This is a genomic window from Castellaniella sp. (assembly GCF_034675905.1).
Lineage (GTDB): Bacteria > Pseudomonadota > Gammaproteobacteria > Burkholderiales > Burkholderiaceae_B > Castellaniella.
The window spans coordinates 16,344-33,328 of sequence record NZ_JAUCCV010000007.1 but is presented as its reverse complement, the minus strand read 5'-3'; the positions used below and the strand labels follow the sequence as shown (position 1 = coordinate 33,328).

14 protein-coding genes are annotated in these 16,985 nt (G+C 64.8%); 4 read left to right on the top strand and 10 right to left on the bottom strand.

The window, feature by feature from the left end; genetic code table 11:
• Nucleotides 1–51 precede the first annotated feature (51 nt).
• From VDP79_RS07815 to bamC, 3 genes are all read left to right on the top strand, one after another.
• Nucleotides 52–705: a site-2 protease family protein gene (locus tag VDP79_RS07815; RefSeq protein WP_323017654.1), complete on the top strand. Its 654-nt coding sequence runs from the start codon at nucleotides 52–54 to the stop codon at nucleotides 703–705.
• Nucleotides 706–787: 82 nt separating this feature from the next.
• Nucleotides 788–1,690, top strand: a complete 903-nt coding sequence (dapA, locus tag VDP79_RS07810; protein WP_323017653.1) for a 4-hydroxy-tetrahydrodipicolinate synthase — start codon at nucleotides 788–790, stop codon at nucleotides 1,688–1,690.
• 1 nt (nucleotide 1,691) lies between these two features.
• A complete protein-coding gene (bamC, locus tag VDP79_RS07805) occupies nucleotides 1,692–2,816 on the top strand; it encodes an outer membrane protein assembly factor BamC (protein WP_323017652.1) in 1,125 nt (374 codons plus the stop codon).
• A gap of 103 nt (nucleotides 2,817–2,919) precedes the next feature.
• Here the strand turns inward: bamC and cysG are convergent, their stop codons facing one another.
• The 10 genes from cysG to VDP79_RS07755 all read right to left on the bottom strand — a co-directional run bounded on the left by cysG (nucleotide 2,920) and on the right by VDP79_RS07755 (nucleotide 15,669).
• Nucleotides 2,920–4,356, bottom strand: a complete 1,437-nt coding sequence (gene cysG, locus VDP79_RS07800) for a siroheme synthase CysG (RefSeq protein WP_323017651.1) — start codon at nucleotides 4,354–4,356, stop codon at nucleotides 2,920–2,922.
• Nucleotides 4,357–4,358: 2 nt separating this feature from the next.
• Nucleotides 4,359–6,020: an assimilatory sulfite reductase (NADPH) hemoprotein subunit gene (gene cysI / locus VDP79_RS07795; protein WP_323017650.1), complete on the bottom strand. Its 1,662-nt coding sequence runs from the start codon at nucleotides 6,018–6,020 to the stop codon at nucleotides 4,359–4,361.
• 69 nt (nucleotides 6,021–6,089) lie between these two features.
• Entirely contained in the window at nucleotides 6,090–7,895 is a 1,806-nt protein-coding gene (locus tag VDP79_RS07790) for an assimilatory sulfite reductase (NADPH) flavoprotein subunit (RefSeq protein WP_323017649.1), read from the bottom strand.
• 121 nt (nucleotides 7,896–8,016) lie between these two features.
• A complete protein-coding gene (locus VDP79_RS07785; RefSeq protein ID WP_323017648.1) occupies nucleotides 8,017–8,139 on the bottom strand; it encodes an MFS transporter small subunit in 123 nt (40 codons plus the stop codon).
• A 9-nt stretch (nucleotides 8,140–8,148) separates the two neighbouring features.
• Entirely contained in the window at nucleotides 8,149–9,558 is a 1,410-nt protein-coding gene (locus VDP79_RS07780; RefSeq protein WP_323017647.1) for an OFA family MFS transporter, read from the bottom strand.
• A 76-nt stretch (nucleotides 9,559–9,634) separates the two neighbouring features.
• Complete coding sequence (locus tag VDP79_RS07775; RefSeq protein WP_323017646.1) at nucleotides 9,635–9,898, bottom strand: formate dehydrogenase subunit delta; 264 nt, start codon at nucleotides 9,896–9,898, stop codon at nucleotides 9,635–9,637.
• A complete protein-coding gene (gene fdhD / locus VDP79_RS07770; protein ID WP_323017645.1) occupies nucleotides 9,895–10,749 on the bottom strand; it encodes a formate dehydrogenase accessory sulfurtransferase FdhD in 855 nt (284 codons plus the stop codon). The genes VDP79_RS07775 and fdhD overlap by 4 nt, the downstream gene beginning before the upstream one ends.
• Nucleotides 10,750–10,759: 10 nt before the next feature.
• On the bottom strand, nucleotides 10,760–13,633 hold the full coding sequence (gene fdhF, locus VDP79_RS07765; protein ID WP_323017644.1) for a formate dehydrogenase subunit alpha: 2,874 nt from the start codon (nucleotides 13,631–13,633) through the stop codon (nucleotides 10,760–10,762).
• 10 nt (nucleotides 13,634–13,643) lie between these two features.
• Entirely contained in the window at nucleotides 13,644–15,203 is a 1,560-nt protein-coding gene (locus tag VDP79_RS07760) for an NADH-quinone oxidoreductase subunit NuoF (protein ID WP_323017643.1), read from the bottom strand.
• A gap of 1 nt (nucleotide 15,204) precedes the next feature.
• Nucleotides 15,205–15,669, bottom strand: a complete 465-nt coding sequence (locus tag VDP79_RS07755; RefSeq protein WP_323017642.1) for an NAD(P)H-dependent oxidoreductase subunit E — start codon at nucleotides 15,667–15,669, stop codon at nucleotides 15,205–15,207.
• A gap of 197 nt (nucleotides 15,670–15,866) precedes the next feature.
• On the opposite strand from VDP79_RS07755, the gene VDP79_RS07750 reads away from it, so the two are divergent.
• Nucleotides 15,867–16,961 (top strand): substrate-binding domain-containing protein, encoded by a 1,095-nt coding sequence (locus VDP79_RS07750; RefSeq protein ID WP_323017641.1) that lies wholly within the window; start codon nucleotides 15,867–15,869, stop codon nucleotides 16,959–16,961.
• Nucleotides 16,962–16,985 lie beyond the last annotated feature (24 nt).

The window sequence follows — 16,985 nt, the reverse complement described above, 5'->3', positions numbered from 1 at the left end:
TTATGCTTGCGGGGATTGCCGGCGCGGGCCGGCTCCCTTGGCTGTTGTTTCATGGATCAACTCATTCAGACCATTGCGGTCTACGCTTTGCCGGTCCTGTTCGCCATTACGCTGCACGAGGCCGCCCACGGCTATGTGGCGCGGCTGTTCGGCGATCCGACCGCCCAGCAGGCGGGCCGCATCAGCTTGAATCCCCTGCGCCATATCGATCCCATGGGCACCATCGTCGTGCCCCTGGTGCTGCTGTTGCTCACGCGCTTCATGGGCGGCGGCCTGCTCTTTGGCTGGGCCAAGCCGGTCCCCGTCAACTGGAGCCGCCTGCGTCGCCCCAAGCAGGACATGCTGTGGGTGGCGCTGGCCGGGCCGGCATCCAATCTGGTGCAGGCGGTCCTCTGGGTGCTGCTCTGGCGGCTGATGCTGTCCACAGGCATCGTCCAGGGCGGCGATAGTTTCTGGACCCTGATGGCCCATGCGGGCGTACAGGTCAATCTGATCCTGATGGCCTTGAATTTGCTGCCTTTGCCGCCGCTGGATGGCGGGCGCATCGTCTTCAGCCTGTTGCCGCCGCGCCTGGCGTGGCAGTACGGCCGCATTGAACCCTACGGTCTGGTCATCCTGATCGTGTTGATGATGATGGGTTGGCTGTGGCCGCTGATGGTGCCTTTGCTGAAGTTCGGCGAATGGATCGTCAATGGATTTTTGTAAATCGGGTTCCCGAATCCGGTAAACTTGGTTTTTTATATCGCCTGGGATCTTGCCCGGGCGTTTTTCGGAGACATTCTTCATCATGGCTGGTGCGGATTCATCCCTTCCCGTCTTTCAAGGCAGCATGGTGGCCCTGGTCACTCCCATGCACCCCGACGGGCAACTGGACCTGGAAGCTTTTCGGAAGCTGGTGGACTGGCACATCGATCAGGGCACCGATGCCCTGGTGGTGGTCGGGACATCAGGGGAATCGCCTACCGTCACCGTGCAGGAGCAGGCCGAACTGATCGAGCTTGCCGTGCGCCATGCGGACGGGCGCATTCCGGTGATCGCCGGCACGGGCGGCAATTCCACCGCCGAGGCTATCGAACTGCAGCGCCATGCCTATGCGGCGGGTGCGGCGGCGGGCCTGACGGTGGTGCCTTACTACAACAAGCCCACCCAGGAAGGCCTGTACCAGCATTTCCGGGCGATCGCCGAATCGGTCGAATTGCCCAGCATCCTGTACAACGTGCCGGGCCGCACGGTGGCCGATCTGTCCAACGAAACGATTCTGCGCCTGGCGCAGGTGCCCGGCATCATCGGCGTCAAAGACGCCACCGGCAATATCGCCCGGGGCGCGCAACTGATCGCTGCTGCGCCGGCGGGCTTTCACGTGCTCAGCGGCGACGACCCCACGGCCGCCGCCCTGATTCTGTTGGGCGGACGCGGCAATATTTCCGTCACGGCCAATGTCGCCCCGCGACTGATGCACGAATTGTGCGCCGCCGCCCTGCGCGACGATGTACCCGAAACCCGGCGTTTGAATACGCTGCTGGCTGCTCTGGGGCGGGTGCTCTTCCTGGAAGCCAATCCGATCCCGGTGAAATGGGCGGTGGCTGAAATGGGCCTGATCCAGATGGGCTATCGTCTGCCTTTGACGCCTTTGTCCGACTCCTTCCGCACGGTGGTGCGCCAAGCTTTGATTGATGCAGGTTGCCTCTGACATGATGATGAAACGTACACCGCTTTCCCTGGCCAGCATCGTGCTGTTCAGCTTATTGACTGGTTGTTCCACGATCGGGCAGCTGACCGGACAGTCGGAATCCATCGAATATAAAAGCACGGTCACGGGCGATCCCCTGTCCATTCCGCCCGACCTGACGCAGGCCAGCGACAACACACACTACAAGGCCCCCGAAGGCACAGCCAGCCTCAGCGCCTATTCCGCCAGTCAGCGCAACCAAAGCGCCAATCCTGCCGACCGCGTGCTGCCTCAGGCGGCAGGCGTCCAGGTGATGCGCGATGGCACGCTGCGTTGGCTGATCGTGGATGAATCCGCCGAAGTCCTGTACCCGAAAATCATCGAATTCTGGGGAAATCAGGGCTTTACCATCCAGTCCCAGAACGCCAAGGCGGGCCTGATCGAAACCGATTGGGCTGAAAACCGCGCCAAGATCCCCGAAGGCTGGCTGCGCAGCGCCCTGGGCAGCGTGCTGGATCAGGTCTTTGACAGCGGCGAACGTGACCGCTTTTCCACCCGTCTGGAACGCGTCAACGGCAAGACCGAGGTCTACATCAGCCACCAGCACATGGAAGAAACCCCCACGGGCGACGGCACGGCCTTCAAATGGGTCTTCGGCAAAGAAGATCCGGGCCTGAACGCCGCCATGCTGGCGCGCCTGATGGTGTATCTGGGTACGGATCAACAAAAGGCCGCCCAGGACATCAAGAACGCGTCGCAGGATGCCGGCCCCGGCACCACGGCGCAGATGGCGGACGGACAGGCATCCCTGCTCGTCAACGAATCCTTTGACCGGGCCTGGCGCCGCGTCGGGGTGGCGATCGATTCGGCCCGCTTCACCGTCGAAGACCGCAACCGCGACCAGGGCGATTACTACATCCGCTACCTGGATACCGACACGGGTGAAAAGATCGAACAGCAGACCGTCTTTGGTCGTATGTTCGGCACCCGCAATGCTGCGGAACCCCAGAAAATGCGGGTTCACCTGGCGCAGCAGGGCGGGGGTACCGCCGTCACCGTGCTGAATCAGGACGGCCAGCAGATGACCGACGCCACGGCGCGCCGGATTCTGTCGGTGCTGGATAAGAACCTGAAGGACGCGCAGTAGGCAGGTCCTGCCTGACTGTCCGGGTCACAAAAAATCCTGCCGCTGGCAGGATTTTTTGTATCAGCCCGCAGCAAGTGCGCGGTGTTCCGATGGGTGGAACCGATCAGGCCATGGCTTGCAGATAGGGCATTTCAGGCGCCGCCGTATCTGCATTTAACACCTGACCGAACCAGGCCAGCTCGGGGCCCAGTGCAGTGACGGCGCCCACCAGAATCAGGGCGGGGGATTGCGCCTGATGCTCGGCGGCGGTGGCAGCCAGCGTGTCCAGGGTGGCGAAAATAGTCCGCTGATCCGGGCGGGAGCCGTTTTCCACCAGGGCGCAGGGGGTGTCGGGTGCGAGGCCGTCTTCCAGCAATTGGGCGCGCAAGCGGGGCAGACGGTTCACCCCCATGTAGTACACCCGGGTCTGGCCTTCAGCCGTTTGGCGCTTGCCGGGGACTGGATCCAGATCGGCGCGGCGATGCGCAGTCGCCAGTGTCAGGGACTGGGCATGATCGCGGTGCGTCAGCGGAATCCCGGCATAGGCCCCGCAGGCCAGCGCGGCGGTGATGCCGGGCACGACTTCGTAGGCGATGCCGTGCCGTTTCAGGTGCTGCAGTTCTTCGCCGCCCCGGCCAAACACCAGGGGGTCGCCGCCTTTCAGGCGCACCACGCAGCGGCCTTGCCGGGCATGCGACACCATCAGCGCGTGGATGCGGGCTTGCGTGGATTCGTGCGGACCGCCCAGGGCCTTGCCCACGTCGATCACCTGTGCGTCGCGACGGGCCAGTGCCAGGATGTCGGGGCTGACCAGGCGGTCGCTCAGGATCACGTCGGCTTCGTTCAGGGCGCGCAGGCCGCGCAAGGTCAATAGACCGGGGTCGCCCGGACCGGCGCCGACCAGCAGCACCTTGCCGGCCGGGGCCTGGGTGTCCTGGGCCAGAGCCTGGTCCAGGGCTGCTTCGGCTTCGTCCGCCCGGCTGCGCCGCAAGGCGCTCAGGACCGGGCCGTCCAGCAGCCAGTCGTAGAAATCCCGCCGGGCGCGCAGTTGAGGACGGGCCTGACGGATCGCCAGGCGTTTGCGCTGCGCTAGGGCCGCCAGCGCCCCTAGCGCCGGATCGAACAGGGATTCGATGCGTTCGCGCAGGCGTCTGGCAATGACCGGGGCGCTGCCCCCGGACGAAATGGCGATGGTAATGGGGGACCGGTCGACGATGGCCGGCACCTGGGCGCTGGAGAGCGCGGCATCGTCCACGACGTTGCAGAACAAGCGCCGCGCCGCGGCGGCGTCCGCAATGCTCTGGTTCAGCCGCCGGTCGTTCGTGGCGGCGATCACCAGCCAGACGTCGTCCAGCCAGACCGGGTCAAACGGCGCCAGGCGCAGTTCGATCTCGCCCGCCAGGGCGCGGGCCTGGACCTGGGGATGAGCGGCGTGGGCGCCGACGATCACGCGTGCGCCGGCCGACAGCAGCAGATGGATTTTGCGGTCCGCGACCAGGCCCGCGCCGACGATCAGGACAGCACGGCCTTTCAGATCGGTGAACAGGGGAAACAGATGCATGCTTACACCACCCCGGTGCGCACCAGAAAGTCGCCGAAGGCTTCGCTGGGCTGACGTGCGCCGGCATAGTCGCCGAACAGCTTGTCCAGGCTTTCCAGGATCTCGGCTTCGGCGATGTTTTCCCGGTACAGGCTGTTCATCCGTTCGCCGACGAAGTCGGCGCCCAGGCGCAGGTCGTAGCGCCCCAGGGCGCGCCCGACCAGCGCGATTTCCCCCAGGTAGGGGCGCGAGCAGCCGTTGGGGCAGCCCGACAGACGCAGCAGGATGGGTTCGTCGCGCAGGCCGTGCTTGTCCAGCAGCGCCTCCAGCTTGGGCAGCAAGATGGGGGCATAGCGTTCGCTTTCCGCCATGGCCAGGCCGCAGGTCGGCAAGGCCACACAGGCGATATGGTGGCGGCGGATGCCGCTTTGTTCCTTGTAGCCGTCCAGCTCGTATTCCTGCACCAGGGCGTCGATAGCGGCCCGGTCGGCCTCGTCCACGTTGGCGATCACCAGGTTCTGGTTGCAGGTCAGGCGGAATTCGCCTTTCAGGATTTTGGCGATTTCGCGCATGCCGGTCTGCAGGCGCAGTCCGTCGTGGTCCCACAGGCGGCCGGAAGCGATGTACAGGCCCAGGTGCCAGCGGCCGTCTTCGCCGCGCGACCAGCCGTAGCGGTCGCCGTTGCGTTCGAATTGATAGGGGCGGGCGTCCTGCAAGGTGCGGCCGCTGCGGATCTGGATCTGTTCGCGAAACCAGTCCACGCCCAGGCGATCCACCGTGTATTTCAGTCGGGCATGCTGGCGTTCCTTGCGATCACCGTGGTCGCGCTGCAAGGTGACGACCGCCTCGGCCACCGCGATCAGATCGTCGGGGGTGACGAAACCTACCATCGAACCCAGACGCGGATAGGTCGTGGGGTCGCCTGCCGTGGCGCCCATGCCTCCGCCCACGGCGACGTTGAAGCCCTGCAGTTGGCCGTTTTCGATGATGGCGACCAGCCCCAGGTCATTGGCGAACACATCGCAGTCGTTGGTCGGCGGCAGCGCGATGCCGATCTTGAATTTGCGCGGCAGGTAGGCGGAGTCGTTGCCGTAGATGGGTTCTTCATCCCCCGCTTCGCCCACCTGTTCGCCGCCCAGCCAGATTTCGGCATAGGCCGTCGTGCGCGGCAGGAAATGGTTGGACAGGCGCAGCACCCATTCCTGGGTCAGGGCGTGCTGGCTGGACAGATGCGGGTTGACCGAACTGATCACCTGGCGGTTGACGTCGCCGCAGGCGGCGATGGTCGTGGCGCGGGCCGCATGGATGCCTTGCATGAAGGCCCGTAGATTGCGCTTCAGGATGCCGTGCCATTGGAAGGTCTGGCGCGTGGTGATGCGCAGGCCCCGGGTAGCGTATTGCCGCGCCAGTTCGTCCAGCGCCAGCCATTGTTCCGGCGGAATCACGCCGCCCGGCAGGCGCGCGCGCACCATGAAGGCGTGGGCAGGTTCCAGTTTTTGCCGGCGCCGCTCGTCGCGGATGTCTCGGTCGTCTTGCATGTAGCTGCCGTGGAATTTCAGCAGCTTGGTGTCGGCTTCGGGAATGGCGCCGGTGATCGGATTTTCCAATTCCCGGGCGATCGACCCGCGCAGGAACCGGCTGTCGGTCTTGATGTGTTCCAGGGGGGATAGGGGGGAAATGCTCATCTGGGATGCTTCATGTCAAAAGGGTGGCTGCGGGCCAAACGGCCCGCAGGCGTTGAAAACAAGGCGGTTTCAGTACACGTCCCGCGCGTAGCGGCCCTGGGCGGCCAGGTCATCCAGCCATTGCCGGGCGCCTTCCTCGGTCAGGCTGCCCTGATCGCGGGCGATATCCAGCAGGGCGGTCTGCACGTCGCGGGCCATGTGATCGGCGTCCCCGCAGACGTAGACGTGAGCGCCGGCCTGGATCCAGTCGTAGACGTCGGCGCCTTGTTCCAGCAATCGGTGCTGTACATAGATCTTGTCCGCCTGGTCGCGGGAAAACGCCAGGTCGATGCGGTCCAGCTGGCCGTCTTTCAGCGCCTGCTGCCATTCGGTCTGGTACAGGAAGTCGCTGGTGAAGTGCGGGTTGCCGAAGAACAGCCAGTTGCGGCCCCCAGCATCTGCATCCGCCCGGGCCTGGACGAAGGCGCGAAACGGGGCCACGCCGGTGCCTGCGCCGATCATGATGATGTCTCGGGCAGGATCGGCAGGCAGGCGAAAGCGCGTGTTTTCCTCGATAAAGATCGGTACGGTGTCGCCTTCGGCGCGTTCGGCCAGAAAGTGCGATGCCGCCCCCCAGCGGGACTCGGTGTCCTGTTCGAAGGTCAGGTGCGCCAGTGTCAGGTGGACCTCGTCTTCGGCGGCAGCGACACAGGAAGCAATGGAATACAGGCGCGGGGCCAGCGGGCGCAAGGCGGCGACCAGTTCCTGGCCGCTCCAGCGCACCGGCCAGGCACGCAGAGCGTCGATCAGCTGGTGCCGCCCCATGTAGGCCGACAGCGCTTCCCGGGATTCCGGCTGCAGCAGGGCGGTCAGCTCGGGTTGGGCGGCGCGTTCGGCCAGCGCCGTCAGGAAGGGGCGGGTCAACACGGTCAGTTCGCGGTAGCGGCCCAGCCATTCGCCCAGGGGGCGCTGGGCGTCCTGGTGCTCCACCGCGTCGGCGGCGTTCAGGCCGACAGCTGCCAGCACACGGGCGACCAGCGTGTCGTCCTGCACGGGCCATACGCCCAGGGCGTCGCCCGGCTCATAGTGCAGCTTGCTGCCTTCCAGGGACAGCTCCAGGTGGCGGATATCCTTGTCGCTGTCGCGCCCGGTGATCGGCTGGTTCAGCAGCACTTCGGCCTGGAACGGATGGTCGCGGGTGAATTTCTCGGCCTGGGGGTGCAGCGGCGTGACCGTGGCCTGGGCTGCAGCGGGTGCGGCGGCCTTCAGCGTTTGGCTGGCCTGTTCCAGCGCGCGGGCCTGCCAGGGGCTGGCGACGGTCTCGATATCCAGATCGGCGGCGCCGGCGTCTTGCAGGCGCTGGGCGCCCAGCTCTGCCAGCCGGGCGTCGATTTTCTGCGAGATGCCGCAAAAGGACGGATAGCTGGAATCGCCCAGCCCCAGGACGGCATATTTCAGCTTGGCCAGTTTGGGCGCGCGTTTGCTCAGCAGGAATTCGACCCAGGCAATGGAATCGTCGGGTGCATCGCCATCGCCCTGTGTGCTCATGACGACGTAGAGCAGCTGTTCGTCTTTCAGCTCTTTGGTCTTGTATTGATCGGCTCGCACCAGGCGCACCGCCAGGCCTTGGGCCTGGATCTGGTCGTGCAGCTGGGTGGCCAGGCGCTTGGCGTTGCCTGTCTGGCTGCCGTATAGAATGGTCAGCCGTTGGGCGGCATCTGTGGCCGGTGCGGCGGCGACTGTCAGGGGTGGCGAGGCTTCGCGCGCCGGCTGGCGGGCTTGGGCGACTCCGGCGAAATAGCCGGACAGCCAGTGCAGGCTGGTGGGTTCAAGCGTGTCCGCCAGTTCGGCGATCACAGAATGGTGGGCGTCGGGCAGATAGTTCGGCGCGAGCATGGCATGGCCTTGTCGAAACGAGAGAAGCGTCCATTCTGGGACGCTTCTCTCGGGCCGGGAACGATCAGATGCTTATGTTTTTATGCCGATATAAGCAAATGAGCGAAAGGCGCTTGCCGGCCTAGTGGAACAGCGCGCTGGCTTTCAGCAGGGTTTCCCAGACGCCCAGGACCAGGGGGATGCCCACGTAGAGCCAGAACAGGATCAACAGGGCGGGGGAGGGGGTGTGTGTCGTCGAGGACATGGCGTTTCCTTATTTCTGGGTGGCCAGAGTGGGCTGGGCCAAGGGAGCCGGGCTGGCGTCGCCGCTCATGTGGTGGCGTGCAGCGACGGGGCGCACACACAGATTGCAGAGAAAGCCGATCACCAGCAGCCCGGCCATCAGGTACATGGTGACCGTGTAGGACTGGCCCGGCGGGACGCCGTGATCCACCTGATACTGGCGGATGTAGTTCACCAGGACCGGTCCCAGCACCCCGGCCGCCGCCCAGGCGGTCAGCAGCCGGCCATGGATGCCGCCCACGTAGCGAGTGCCGAACAGGTCAGCCAGGTAGGCCGGGACAGTGGAGAATCCGCCGCCGTACATTGAAATGATGACGGCGTAGAACAGGACGAACAGGGCCACATTGCCCGAGGCCCCCATGCCGGGCACCAGGAAGTACAGAATCGCCCCCAGCACGAAGAAAATTCCGTAGGTGTTCTTGCGCCCCAGATAGTCGGAGGTGCTGGACCAGAAGAACCGTCCCAGCATATTGGCCAGCGACAGCAGGCCGACAAAGCCCGCCGCCGCCGCCGGGGTGATGGCGCCGCGGAAGCTTTCCTGGATCATCACCGAGGCCTGGCCCAGCACCCCGATGCCTGCCGTGACATTCAGGGTCAAGGCCCACCACAGCAGCCAGAATTGCGGGGTCTTGAGCGCCTGGTCGATATGCACGTGATTGCGCGAGATCATGCCTTTCTGGGTGGTCGGCGGCGTCCAGCCATCGGGCTTCCAATCGGCGGCCGGAATGCGGATGGCGTAGGCGCCGATCATCATGGAAATGAAGTACAGCACCCCCATGATCAGAAAGGTCTGTGAAACGCCCATGGAAATCGGCGTGCGGAAATGCTCCATCAGGGCGACGGACATGGGCGAAGCGATGAATGCCCCGCCGCCGAATCCCATGATGGCCATGCCGGTGGCCATGCCGCGTTTGTCCGGAAACCATTTGATCAGCGTCGAGACCGGCGATACGTAGCCGATGCCCAGGCCGATGCCGCCCAGCACGCCGTAGCCCAGATACAGCAGCCAGAGCTGGTGAGTAGAGACCCCGACCGAGGAAATCATGAAGCCGCCGCCAAAGCAGCAGGCAGCGACGAACATGGCCTTGCGCGGGCCGACTTCTTCCAGCCATTTGCCGGCAAAGGCCGCCGACAGGCCCAGAAACAGAATGGCCAGGCTGAAGATCCAGCCCAGGGCAGGCAGGCCCCAGTCATCAGGGGCGGGTTGTTGGATCCCGATCAGTTTGGTCATCGGGCCGTTGAAAACGGAAAATGCATAGGCTTGGCCGATGCACAGGTGAACCGCCAGCGCGGCGGGCGGGATCATCCAGCGGTTGAAGCCGGGTGGGGCGGTGATGCGTTCCTTGCTGAAAAAGCCAGGGCGGCTTGTTTCCGTGCTCATGCTGTCTCCTCCTGGGTCGTATGCCCGGTCTGTGATTGATGCTGCGGTTGAGGTCGGAAAAATCGGGGTGGGTGGTTCAGGCAATCGTGGGCCGGGCCGGCGTCAGGCGGTCCCGGTGGCGTTGGATGGCTTCCAGGCAGATCGGCGTCAGGGTGGTATCGCCCCATTGGCCGTCCGGGTGGGCGTGCAGATAGTCCAGCAGCGCCGCCCGCATGCGGGGTTCCCAGAACCGCCGGATGTGGTCGGCGATGCTGTCGATGCTGGAAGAACGGTCCGGCATGGCTTCGAAGAAATAGCCGATGCGGTTGGCCAGTCGGATCAGATGTTCGATGTTGCTCACGGGCGGCTCTCCTGTTCCAGATAAGCGGGGCAGCTATACAAGGTGAAGCGGCCATCCCGGGCGAATCCGGCCAGCATCATGGGGGCGGCCTGGGCCAGCTGGACCGCCAGGGAGGTGGGCGCGGAAACGGCGATCAAGGCGCCGATGCCGGCGGCGTGCGCCTTTTGCACCATCTCGAAGCTGGCGCGGCTGGAGATCACGACGAAACCCTGGCTGCGGTCCACCGGCTGCGACAGCAGGTGGCCGATCAGTTTGTCCAGCGCGTTGTGGCGGCCCACGTCCTCGAAGATCCAGGCCAGCGCGCCATCGGCATCCGCCCAGGCGGCGGCATGCGTGGCGCCGGTCAGGTTGTGCAGGGGCTGGCGTTCGCGCAATTGCCCCAGCGCCCGTTCCACGGCGGCTTGCCGCCAGGGGCGCAGCGGCGGGGGCAGGCGCGGCAGATCGCGCGGCACCTGCGCCAGGCCTTCGACGCCGCACAGGCCGCAGCCGGTGCTGCCGGCCAGATGGCGGCGACGTTGTTTCAGCGCATGCAGGCGGCTGCCCAGGATCGTCACGTGCACGACCAGGCCCAGCGGCGTGGTGTCGATGTCCATATCCAGCACGTCGGCGGCGCTGCGGATGATGCCTTCGGTAAAGGAAAATCCCAGGGCCAGTTCCCGGATGTGCAGGGGGGACGCCAGCAAAGTGGCGTGGGCGATGCCGTTGTATTCCAGGGCGACGGCTTGTTCGCAGGCGATGGCGTCCTGGGCGGCGACGGCCTGAGGGCCGTGGATGCGGACGATGGCGCCCAGCTGGTGGGCGGCGCCGTCCCCGGGATAATCGGCCATGGGATTGAAGTCGGCGGGATGCATGATGACTTCCTTAAGAGCCGGCGGCGCCGGCCACGCTGGCCCGGGATGACAGCAGCTGGTCCTGTTCCCGCCCGAATGCTGTCCAGTCCTGCTGCCATGACGAGGGTTCCGTGACCTTGCGCACCTGGACGGCCGTGACCTTGTATTCCGGACAGTCCGTCGCCCAGTCGGTGTTGTCGGTGGTCAGCACGTTGGACCCGCATTCGGGGAAGTGGAAGGTCGTGTAGACCACCCCCGGCTGGATGCGGTCCGTGACGTCGGCGCGCAGCACGGTTTCCCCCGCGCGGCTTTGGATGGCGACCTGATCGCCGTGCAGGATGCCCCGGTCTTCGGCGTCGTGCGGGTGGATTTCCAGCACGTCTTCGCTGTGCCAGGCGTTGTTGGCCGTGCGCCGCGTCTGGACCCCGGCGTTGTACTGCGACAGGATGCGCCCGGTTGTCATCAGCAAGGGGAAGCGGCGGGTGGATCGTTCCTCGGTCGGCACGTATTGCGTGATCATGAAGCGGCCCTTGCCGCGCACGAATTCGCCCACGTGCATGATGGGCGTGCCGTTCGGGGCGTCGTCGTTGCAAGGCCACTGGATGCTGCCGCCCAGAGCGGCGATGCGACCGAACGACACGCCGGTGAACGTGGGGGTCAGACGGGCGATCTCGTCCAGGATTTCGCCGGGATGGGCGTAGTCCATGGGGTAGCCCATGGCATTGGACAGGGCGCAGGTGACCTCCCAGTCGGCCAGCCCGGCCTTGGGCGTCATCACCTGGCGCACCCGGGAGATGCGCCGTTCGGCATTGGTAAAGGTGCCGTCCTTTTCCAGGAAGGACGAGCCCGGCAGAAAAACGTGCGCGTATTTGGCGGTCTCGTTCAGGAACATGTCCTGGACGATGACGCATTCCATGGCCTGCAGCGCCGCCACGACGTGCTGGGTGTTCGGGTCGGACTGGGCGATGTCCTCGCCCTGGCAGTACAGGCCCCTGAACGATCCGCTATGGGCCGCATCGAACATATTGGGCAGCCGCAGGCCGGGTTCGGGCTGCAGGTGCACGCCCCAGGCGCGTTCGAATTCGCCGCGCACCGTGTCGTCCGACACATGCCGGTAGCCGGGGAATTCGTGCGGAAACGAACCCATATCGCAGGAACCCTGCACGTTGTTCTGGCCGCGCAGCGGGTTGATGCCGACGCCCTCGCGGCCAATGTTGCCGGTCAGCATGGCCAGATTGGCGATGCACATGATGGCCGTGGAGCCCTGGCTGTGCTCGGTCACGCCCAGGCCGTAATAGATGGCTGCATTACCGCCGGTGGCGTACAGGCGGGCGGCGCCGCGCAGGTCGGCAGCTGGCACGCCGGTGATGGATTCGGTTGCTTCGGGCGCGTGTTCGGGGCGGCGGATGAACTGCAGCCATTGTTCAAAGGCCTGGTCTTCGCAGCGGTCCTGCACGAAGGCCTGGTTCGCCAGGTCTTCGGTGACGATGACGTGCGCCATGGCATTGAGCACGGCCACGTTGGTGCCGGGTCGCACCGGCAGGTGGTAGTCGGCTTTGACGTGCGGGGCGTTCACCAGTTCGATCTTGCGCGGGTCAATGACGATCAGGCGGGCGCCCTGGCGCAGGCGTTGTTTCAGGCGCGAGGCGAAGACAGGATGAGCGGCGCTGGGGTTGGCGCCCAGCACCAACGCTACGTCCACGTGCATGACCGAATCAAAGGTCTGGGTGCCGGCCGATTCGCCGATGGTGGTTTTCAGGCCGTACCCGGTGGGCGAATGGCAGACCCGCCCGCACGTGTCCACATTGTTGTTGCCCATGGCGGCCCGCACCAGTTTCTGGACCAGATAGGTTTCCTCGTTGGTGCAGCGCGACGAGGTGATGCCGCCGATGGAGTCGACACCGTATTTTTTCTGGATGCGGCGCAGTTCGGAGGCGGCATGGCCGAGGGCTTCTTCCCAGGAGACTTCACGCCAGGGGTCGGTGATCTTTTCCCGGATCATGGGCTTGGTCAGGCGGTCCGCGTGGGTGGCATAGCCCCAGGCGAAGCGGCCTTTCACGCAGGAATGTCCGCGATTGGCCTTGCCGTCCTTCCAGGGGGTCATGCGCACCACGGTTTCGCCCTGCATTTCGGCCTTGAAGCCACAGCCCACCCCGCAGTAGGCGCAGGTGGTGATCACCGCATGATCAGCTTGGCCCTGTTCGATGATGGTGTTTTCGATCAGGGACCCGGTCGGGCAGGCCTGCACGCAGGCCCCGCAGGATACGCAGTCGCTGTCCAGAAAGCCGTCGTCCTGGCCGGCGACGATGCGCGAATCAAAGCCGCGCGCCTGCACGGTCAGGGCGTAGGTGCCCTGGACGTCGTCGCAGGCGCGCACGCAGCGGCTGCAGACAATGCATTTCGAGGCGTCATAGGTGAAATAGGGATTGCTGGTGTCCAGCGGGTCCTGCAGGTGATTGGCGCCGTCAAAGCCGTAACGCACGTTGCGCAGGCCCACCACCCCGGCCATGTCCTGCAGTTCGCAGTCGCCATTGGCCGGACAGGTCAGGCAATCCAGCGGGTGGTCGGAAATATAGAGTTCCATGACGTTGCGCCGCAGGCTGTGCAGCTTTGCCGTCTGCGTGTGCACGACCATGCCGTTTTCGACCGGCGTGGTGCAGGAGGCGGGCTGTCCCCGGCGGCCTTCGATTTCCACCAGGCACAGGCGGCAGGACCCGAAGGCTTCCAGGTTGTCGGACGCGCACAGCTTGGGAATCTGAATGCCGGTTTCCGCAGCGGCGCGCATGACGGACGTGCCGGCGGGCACAGTGAGGGTCTGTCCGTCGATGGTCAGGGTGACGGTCTCGGTGGACAGGGAGGGGGGCGTGCCCAGATCGCGGTCACGCTTCAGGACGGTTTCCAGCATGGCGGGCTCCTTAGGCGGTATGCAGAACGTGTTCGGCGGACAGACCGAAGTCTTCCGGGAAGTGGCGCAGGGCGGACAGCACCGGATAGGGCGTCATGCCCCCCAGGGCGCACAGCGATCCGGCCATCATGGTGTCGCACAGGTCCTGCAGCAGATCGGCCTGGTTTTCAAGGTCTTGCCGGTCGCGGATCTTTTGCAGGACTTCCGTGCCGCGCACCGAGCCGATGCGACAGGGCGTGCATTTGCCGCAGGACTCGACGGCGCAGAACGCCAGGGCGTATTGCGCCATGGCGGCCATGTCCACCGTGTCGTCGAAGGCCACCACTCCGCCGTGACCCAGCATGGCGGAAATCTGCAGAAAGGCTTCGTAGTCCAGCGGCGTGTCCCATTGGGATTCGGGCAGGTAGGCTCCCAGCGGGCCGCCCACCTGCACGGCTCGCAAGGGCCGGCCGGACCGGCTGCCGCCGCCGTAGTCGAACAGCAGTTCGCGCAGGGTCAGGCCGAAGGCCTTTTCGACCAGTCCGCCTTGGCGGATGTTGCCGGCCAATTGGAAGGGCAGCGTGCCGCGCGATTTGCCCATCCCGTAGTCGCGGTAAGCGGCGGCGCCCTGGTCCAGGATGAACGGCACGGTCGCCAGGGAAATGACGTTGTTGATGACCGTGGGACAGCCGAACAGGCCCCGGATGGCGGGCAGGGGCGGCTTGGCGCGCACCAGTCCGCGGCGGCCTTCCAGGCTTTCCAGCAGAGAGGTTTCCTCGCCACAGATGTAGGCGCCGGCCCCGCGCCGCAGTTCGATGTCGAAGGCATGGCCCGAGCCCTGGATGCCGGCGCCCAGCCAGCCGGCGTCGCGGGCGGCCTGCAGGGCATGCTGCAGCACGTGTTCGGCCTGCGGGTATTCCGAACGCAGGTAGATATATCCCCGGGTGGCGCCCACGGCCACGCCGGCAATCGTCATGCCTTCGATCAGGGCCAGCGGGTCGCCTTCCATCAGCATGCGGTCGGAAAAGGTGCCGGAATCGCCCTCGTCGGCATTGCAGACGATGTATTTCTGGACCGCGTCGGTCTGCAGCACCGTGCGCCATTTGATGCCGGTGGGGAAAGCCGCGCCGCCCCGGCCGCGCAGGCCGGATTCGGTGATACAGGACACGATATCGGCGGGGGGCATGTCCAGCGCCTGGCGCAGCCCGGCATAGCCGCCGTGGGCCTGGTAATCGGCCACACTGAGCGGATCGGTGATGCCCACGCGGGCGAAGGTCAGGCGTTCCTGCTTTTGCAGGAAGGGGATGGCGTCGGTAAGGCCGTGGCACAGGGGGTGCGATGCGCCATCTGTCCAGGCCGCGTCCAGGATGGAGGGCACGTCCGCCACGGTGACCGGTCCGTAGGCGACGCGCCCGGCGGGTGTGCGTGCCTCGACCAGGGGTTCCAGCCAGAGCATGCCGCGCGAACCGTTGCGCACGATGTTCAAGGTCATGCCGCGCCGAGCGGCTTCGGCCAAAAAGGCATCGGCCAGATCGTCCGCGCCCACGGCCAGCGCTGCCGAGTCCAGGGGAATGTACAGGGTATGCGTCATGTCAGCGCTCCAGCAGGACGTCGAGCTGTTCCGCCGTGACGCGGGCATGCGGGCGGCCATTGACCATGACCGCCGGGGATTGTGCGCACAGCCCCAGACAGTAGACGGAGCTCAGCGACACCTGATCCGCCGGCTGACCTGCCACGCGCTGTTCGGCGTGGCGGTACAGGGCTTCGCCGCCGCAGGCCTGACAGGATTCGGCGCGGCAGACTTCCACCTGCAGCCGGGCGGGCGGCGCCGTACGAAAGTGTGTGTAGAAGTGGATGACCCCGTGGACTTCCGCCCGGGACCGTTGGATGCCGGCGGCAATCTGGCTGACCGCATCATCGGGGATATAGCCCAGGACATCCTGCACGGCGTGCAGGATGGGCAGCAGCGAACCCCGTTGATCGGCATGTTGCGCCAGGATGTCCTGGATCAGGCGGCTGTGGTTCTGGGACCCGGAATCGGTGCGTACGCTGTCCATGATGAATGTCTCCAGGCGCATGAGGCGGCGGGTCACGCGCTTTAATATGTTTTTATGTGCATATATATTCTTTGCCGTTGATTTACTCTACTATTGAAAATGAATTGATTTCAATAAGATATAGAGAGCATATTAAAAAGATGGGTATTCGATTTATATGTAATTAATTACATAATATATAAAAATCAGGAGGAGACATGGCGGTTTATCGATTCAAACCCAGGTTGAATTCGGAATGGGTTCTGGAAAAGCAATCAGGGGAAATACTGCCCATGGGGGAGGTCATGCGGCTGCTGGCGGCGGTGGACGAACACGGTCATATCGCTGGCGCCTGTCAGGCGCGCGGTCTGTCGTATCGGCATGCCTGGGGAATATTGCGCAAGGCAGAGGCCAATTTTCAGGTGCCGCTGATCGAAACCTCGCGCCGGCGCGGGTCGCGCCTGACCAGTTTTGCCCAGCACCTGCTGTGGGCCAATCGCCGCATCGACGCACGATTGGCGCCGACCTTCGAAAGCATTGCATCCGAATTGCAGGAAGAACTGCAGCGCCTGTATTCCGAAGAACTGTCGGTCCTGCGCCTGCATGCCAGCCACGGCTTTGCCGTCGAGGGCCTGATGCGGCTGGCCAATGGCCAGGACATGCTGCCCTTGGAACTGCGCTACCGCACCGGGATCGAGGCCCTGTCCTCGCTGGATCGGGGAGAATGCGATCTGGCCGGGTTTCAGGTGCCGGTGGATGAATATGAAAAACCCATCCTGCAGCGCTACGGCCATTGGTTGAACCCGGACAGCATGTTGCTGCTGCATCTGGCGGAACGCAACACCGGCCTGTTCGTTCCGCCTGGCAATCCGAAGAACATCCGATCAGTGCAGGATCTTGTCCGCCCGGACGTGCGCTTCGTCAATCGGCAGATGGGGTCCAGCACCCGGTTTCTGGTGCATCTGATGCTGGAACGCCAGGGCATCGATCCCAGCCGGGTGACGGGCTTTGACAGCGGTGAATTCACCCATCTGGCGATTGCAGCGCACATCGCCAGCGGCATGGCCGACGTCGGCATCGGGGTCGAGACAGCCGCCTGGCGCTGTGGCCTGGAATTCATTCCGCTGGCCAAGGAACGTTATTTTTTCGGGATCAACAAGAACCTGGTCGGCACGCAGTCCTTGCAGCGTTTGCTGGACCTGATGAACGGCGCCGACTACCAGGCGTATGTGCGGGACTTGGTGGGCTACGACTGCAGTTTGATGGGACAGGTGCAGACCCTGGAGCAGGCCTTCGGGGCCGAATACGCCTGATCCGCGCGGGCGGTCTGCTCCCCG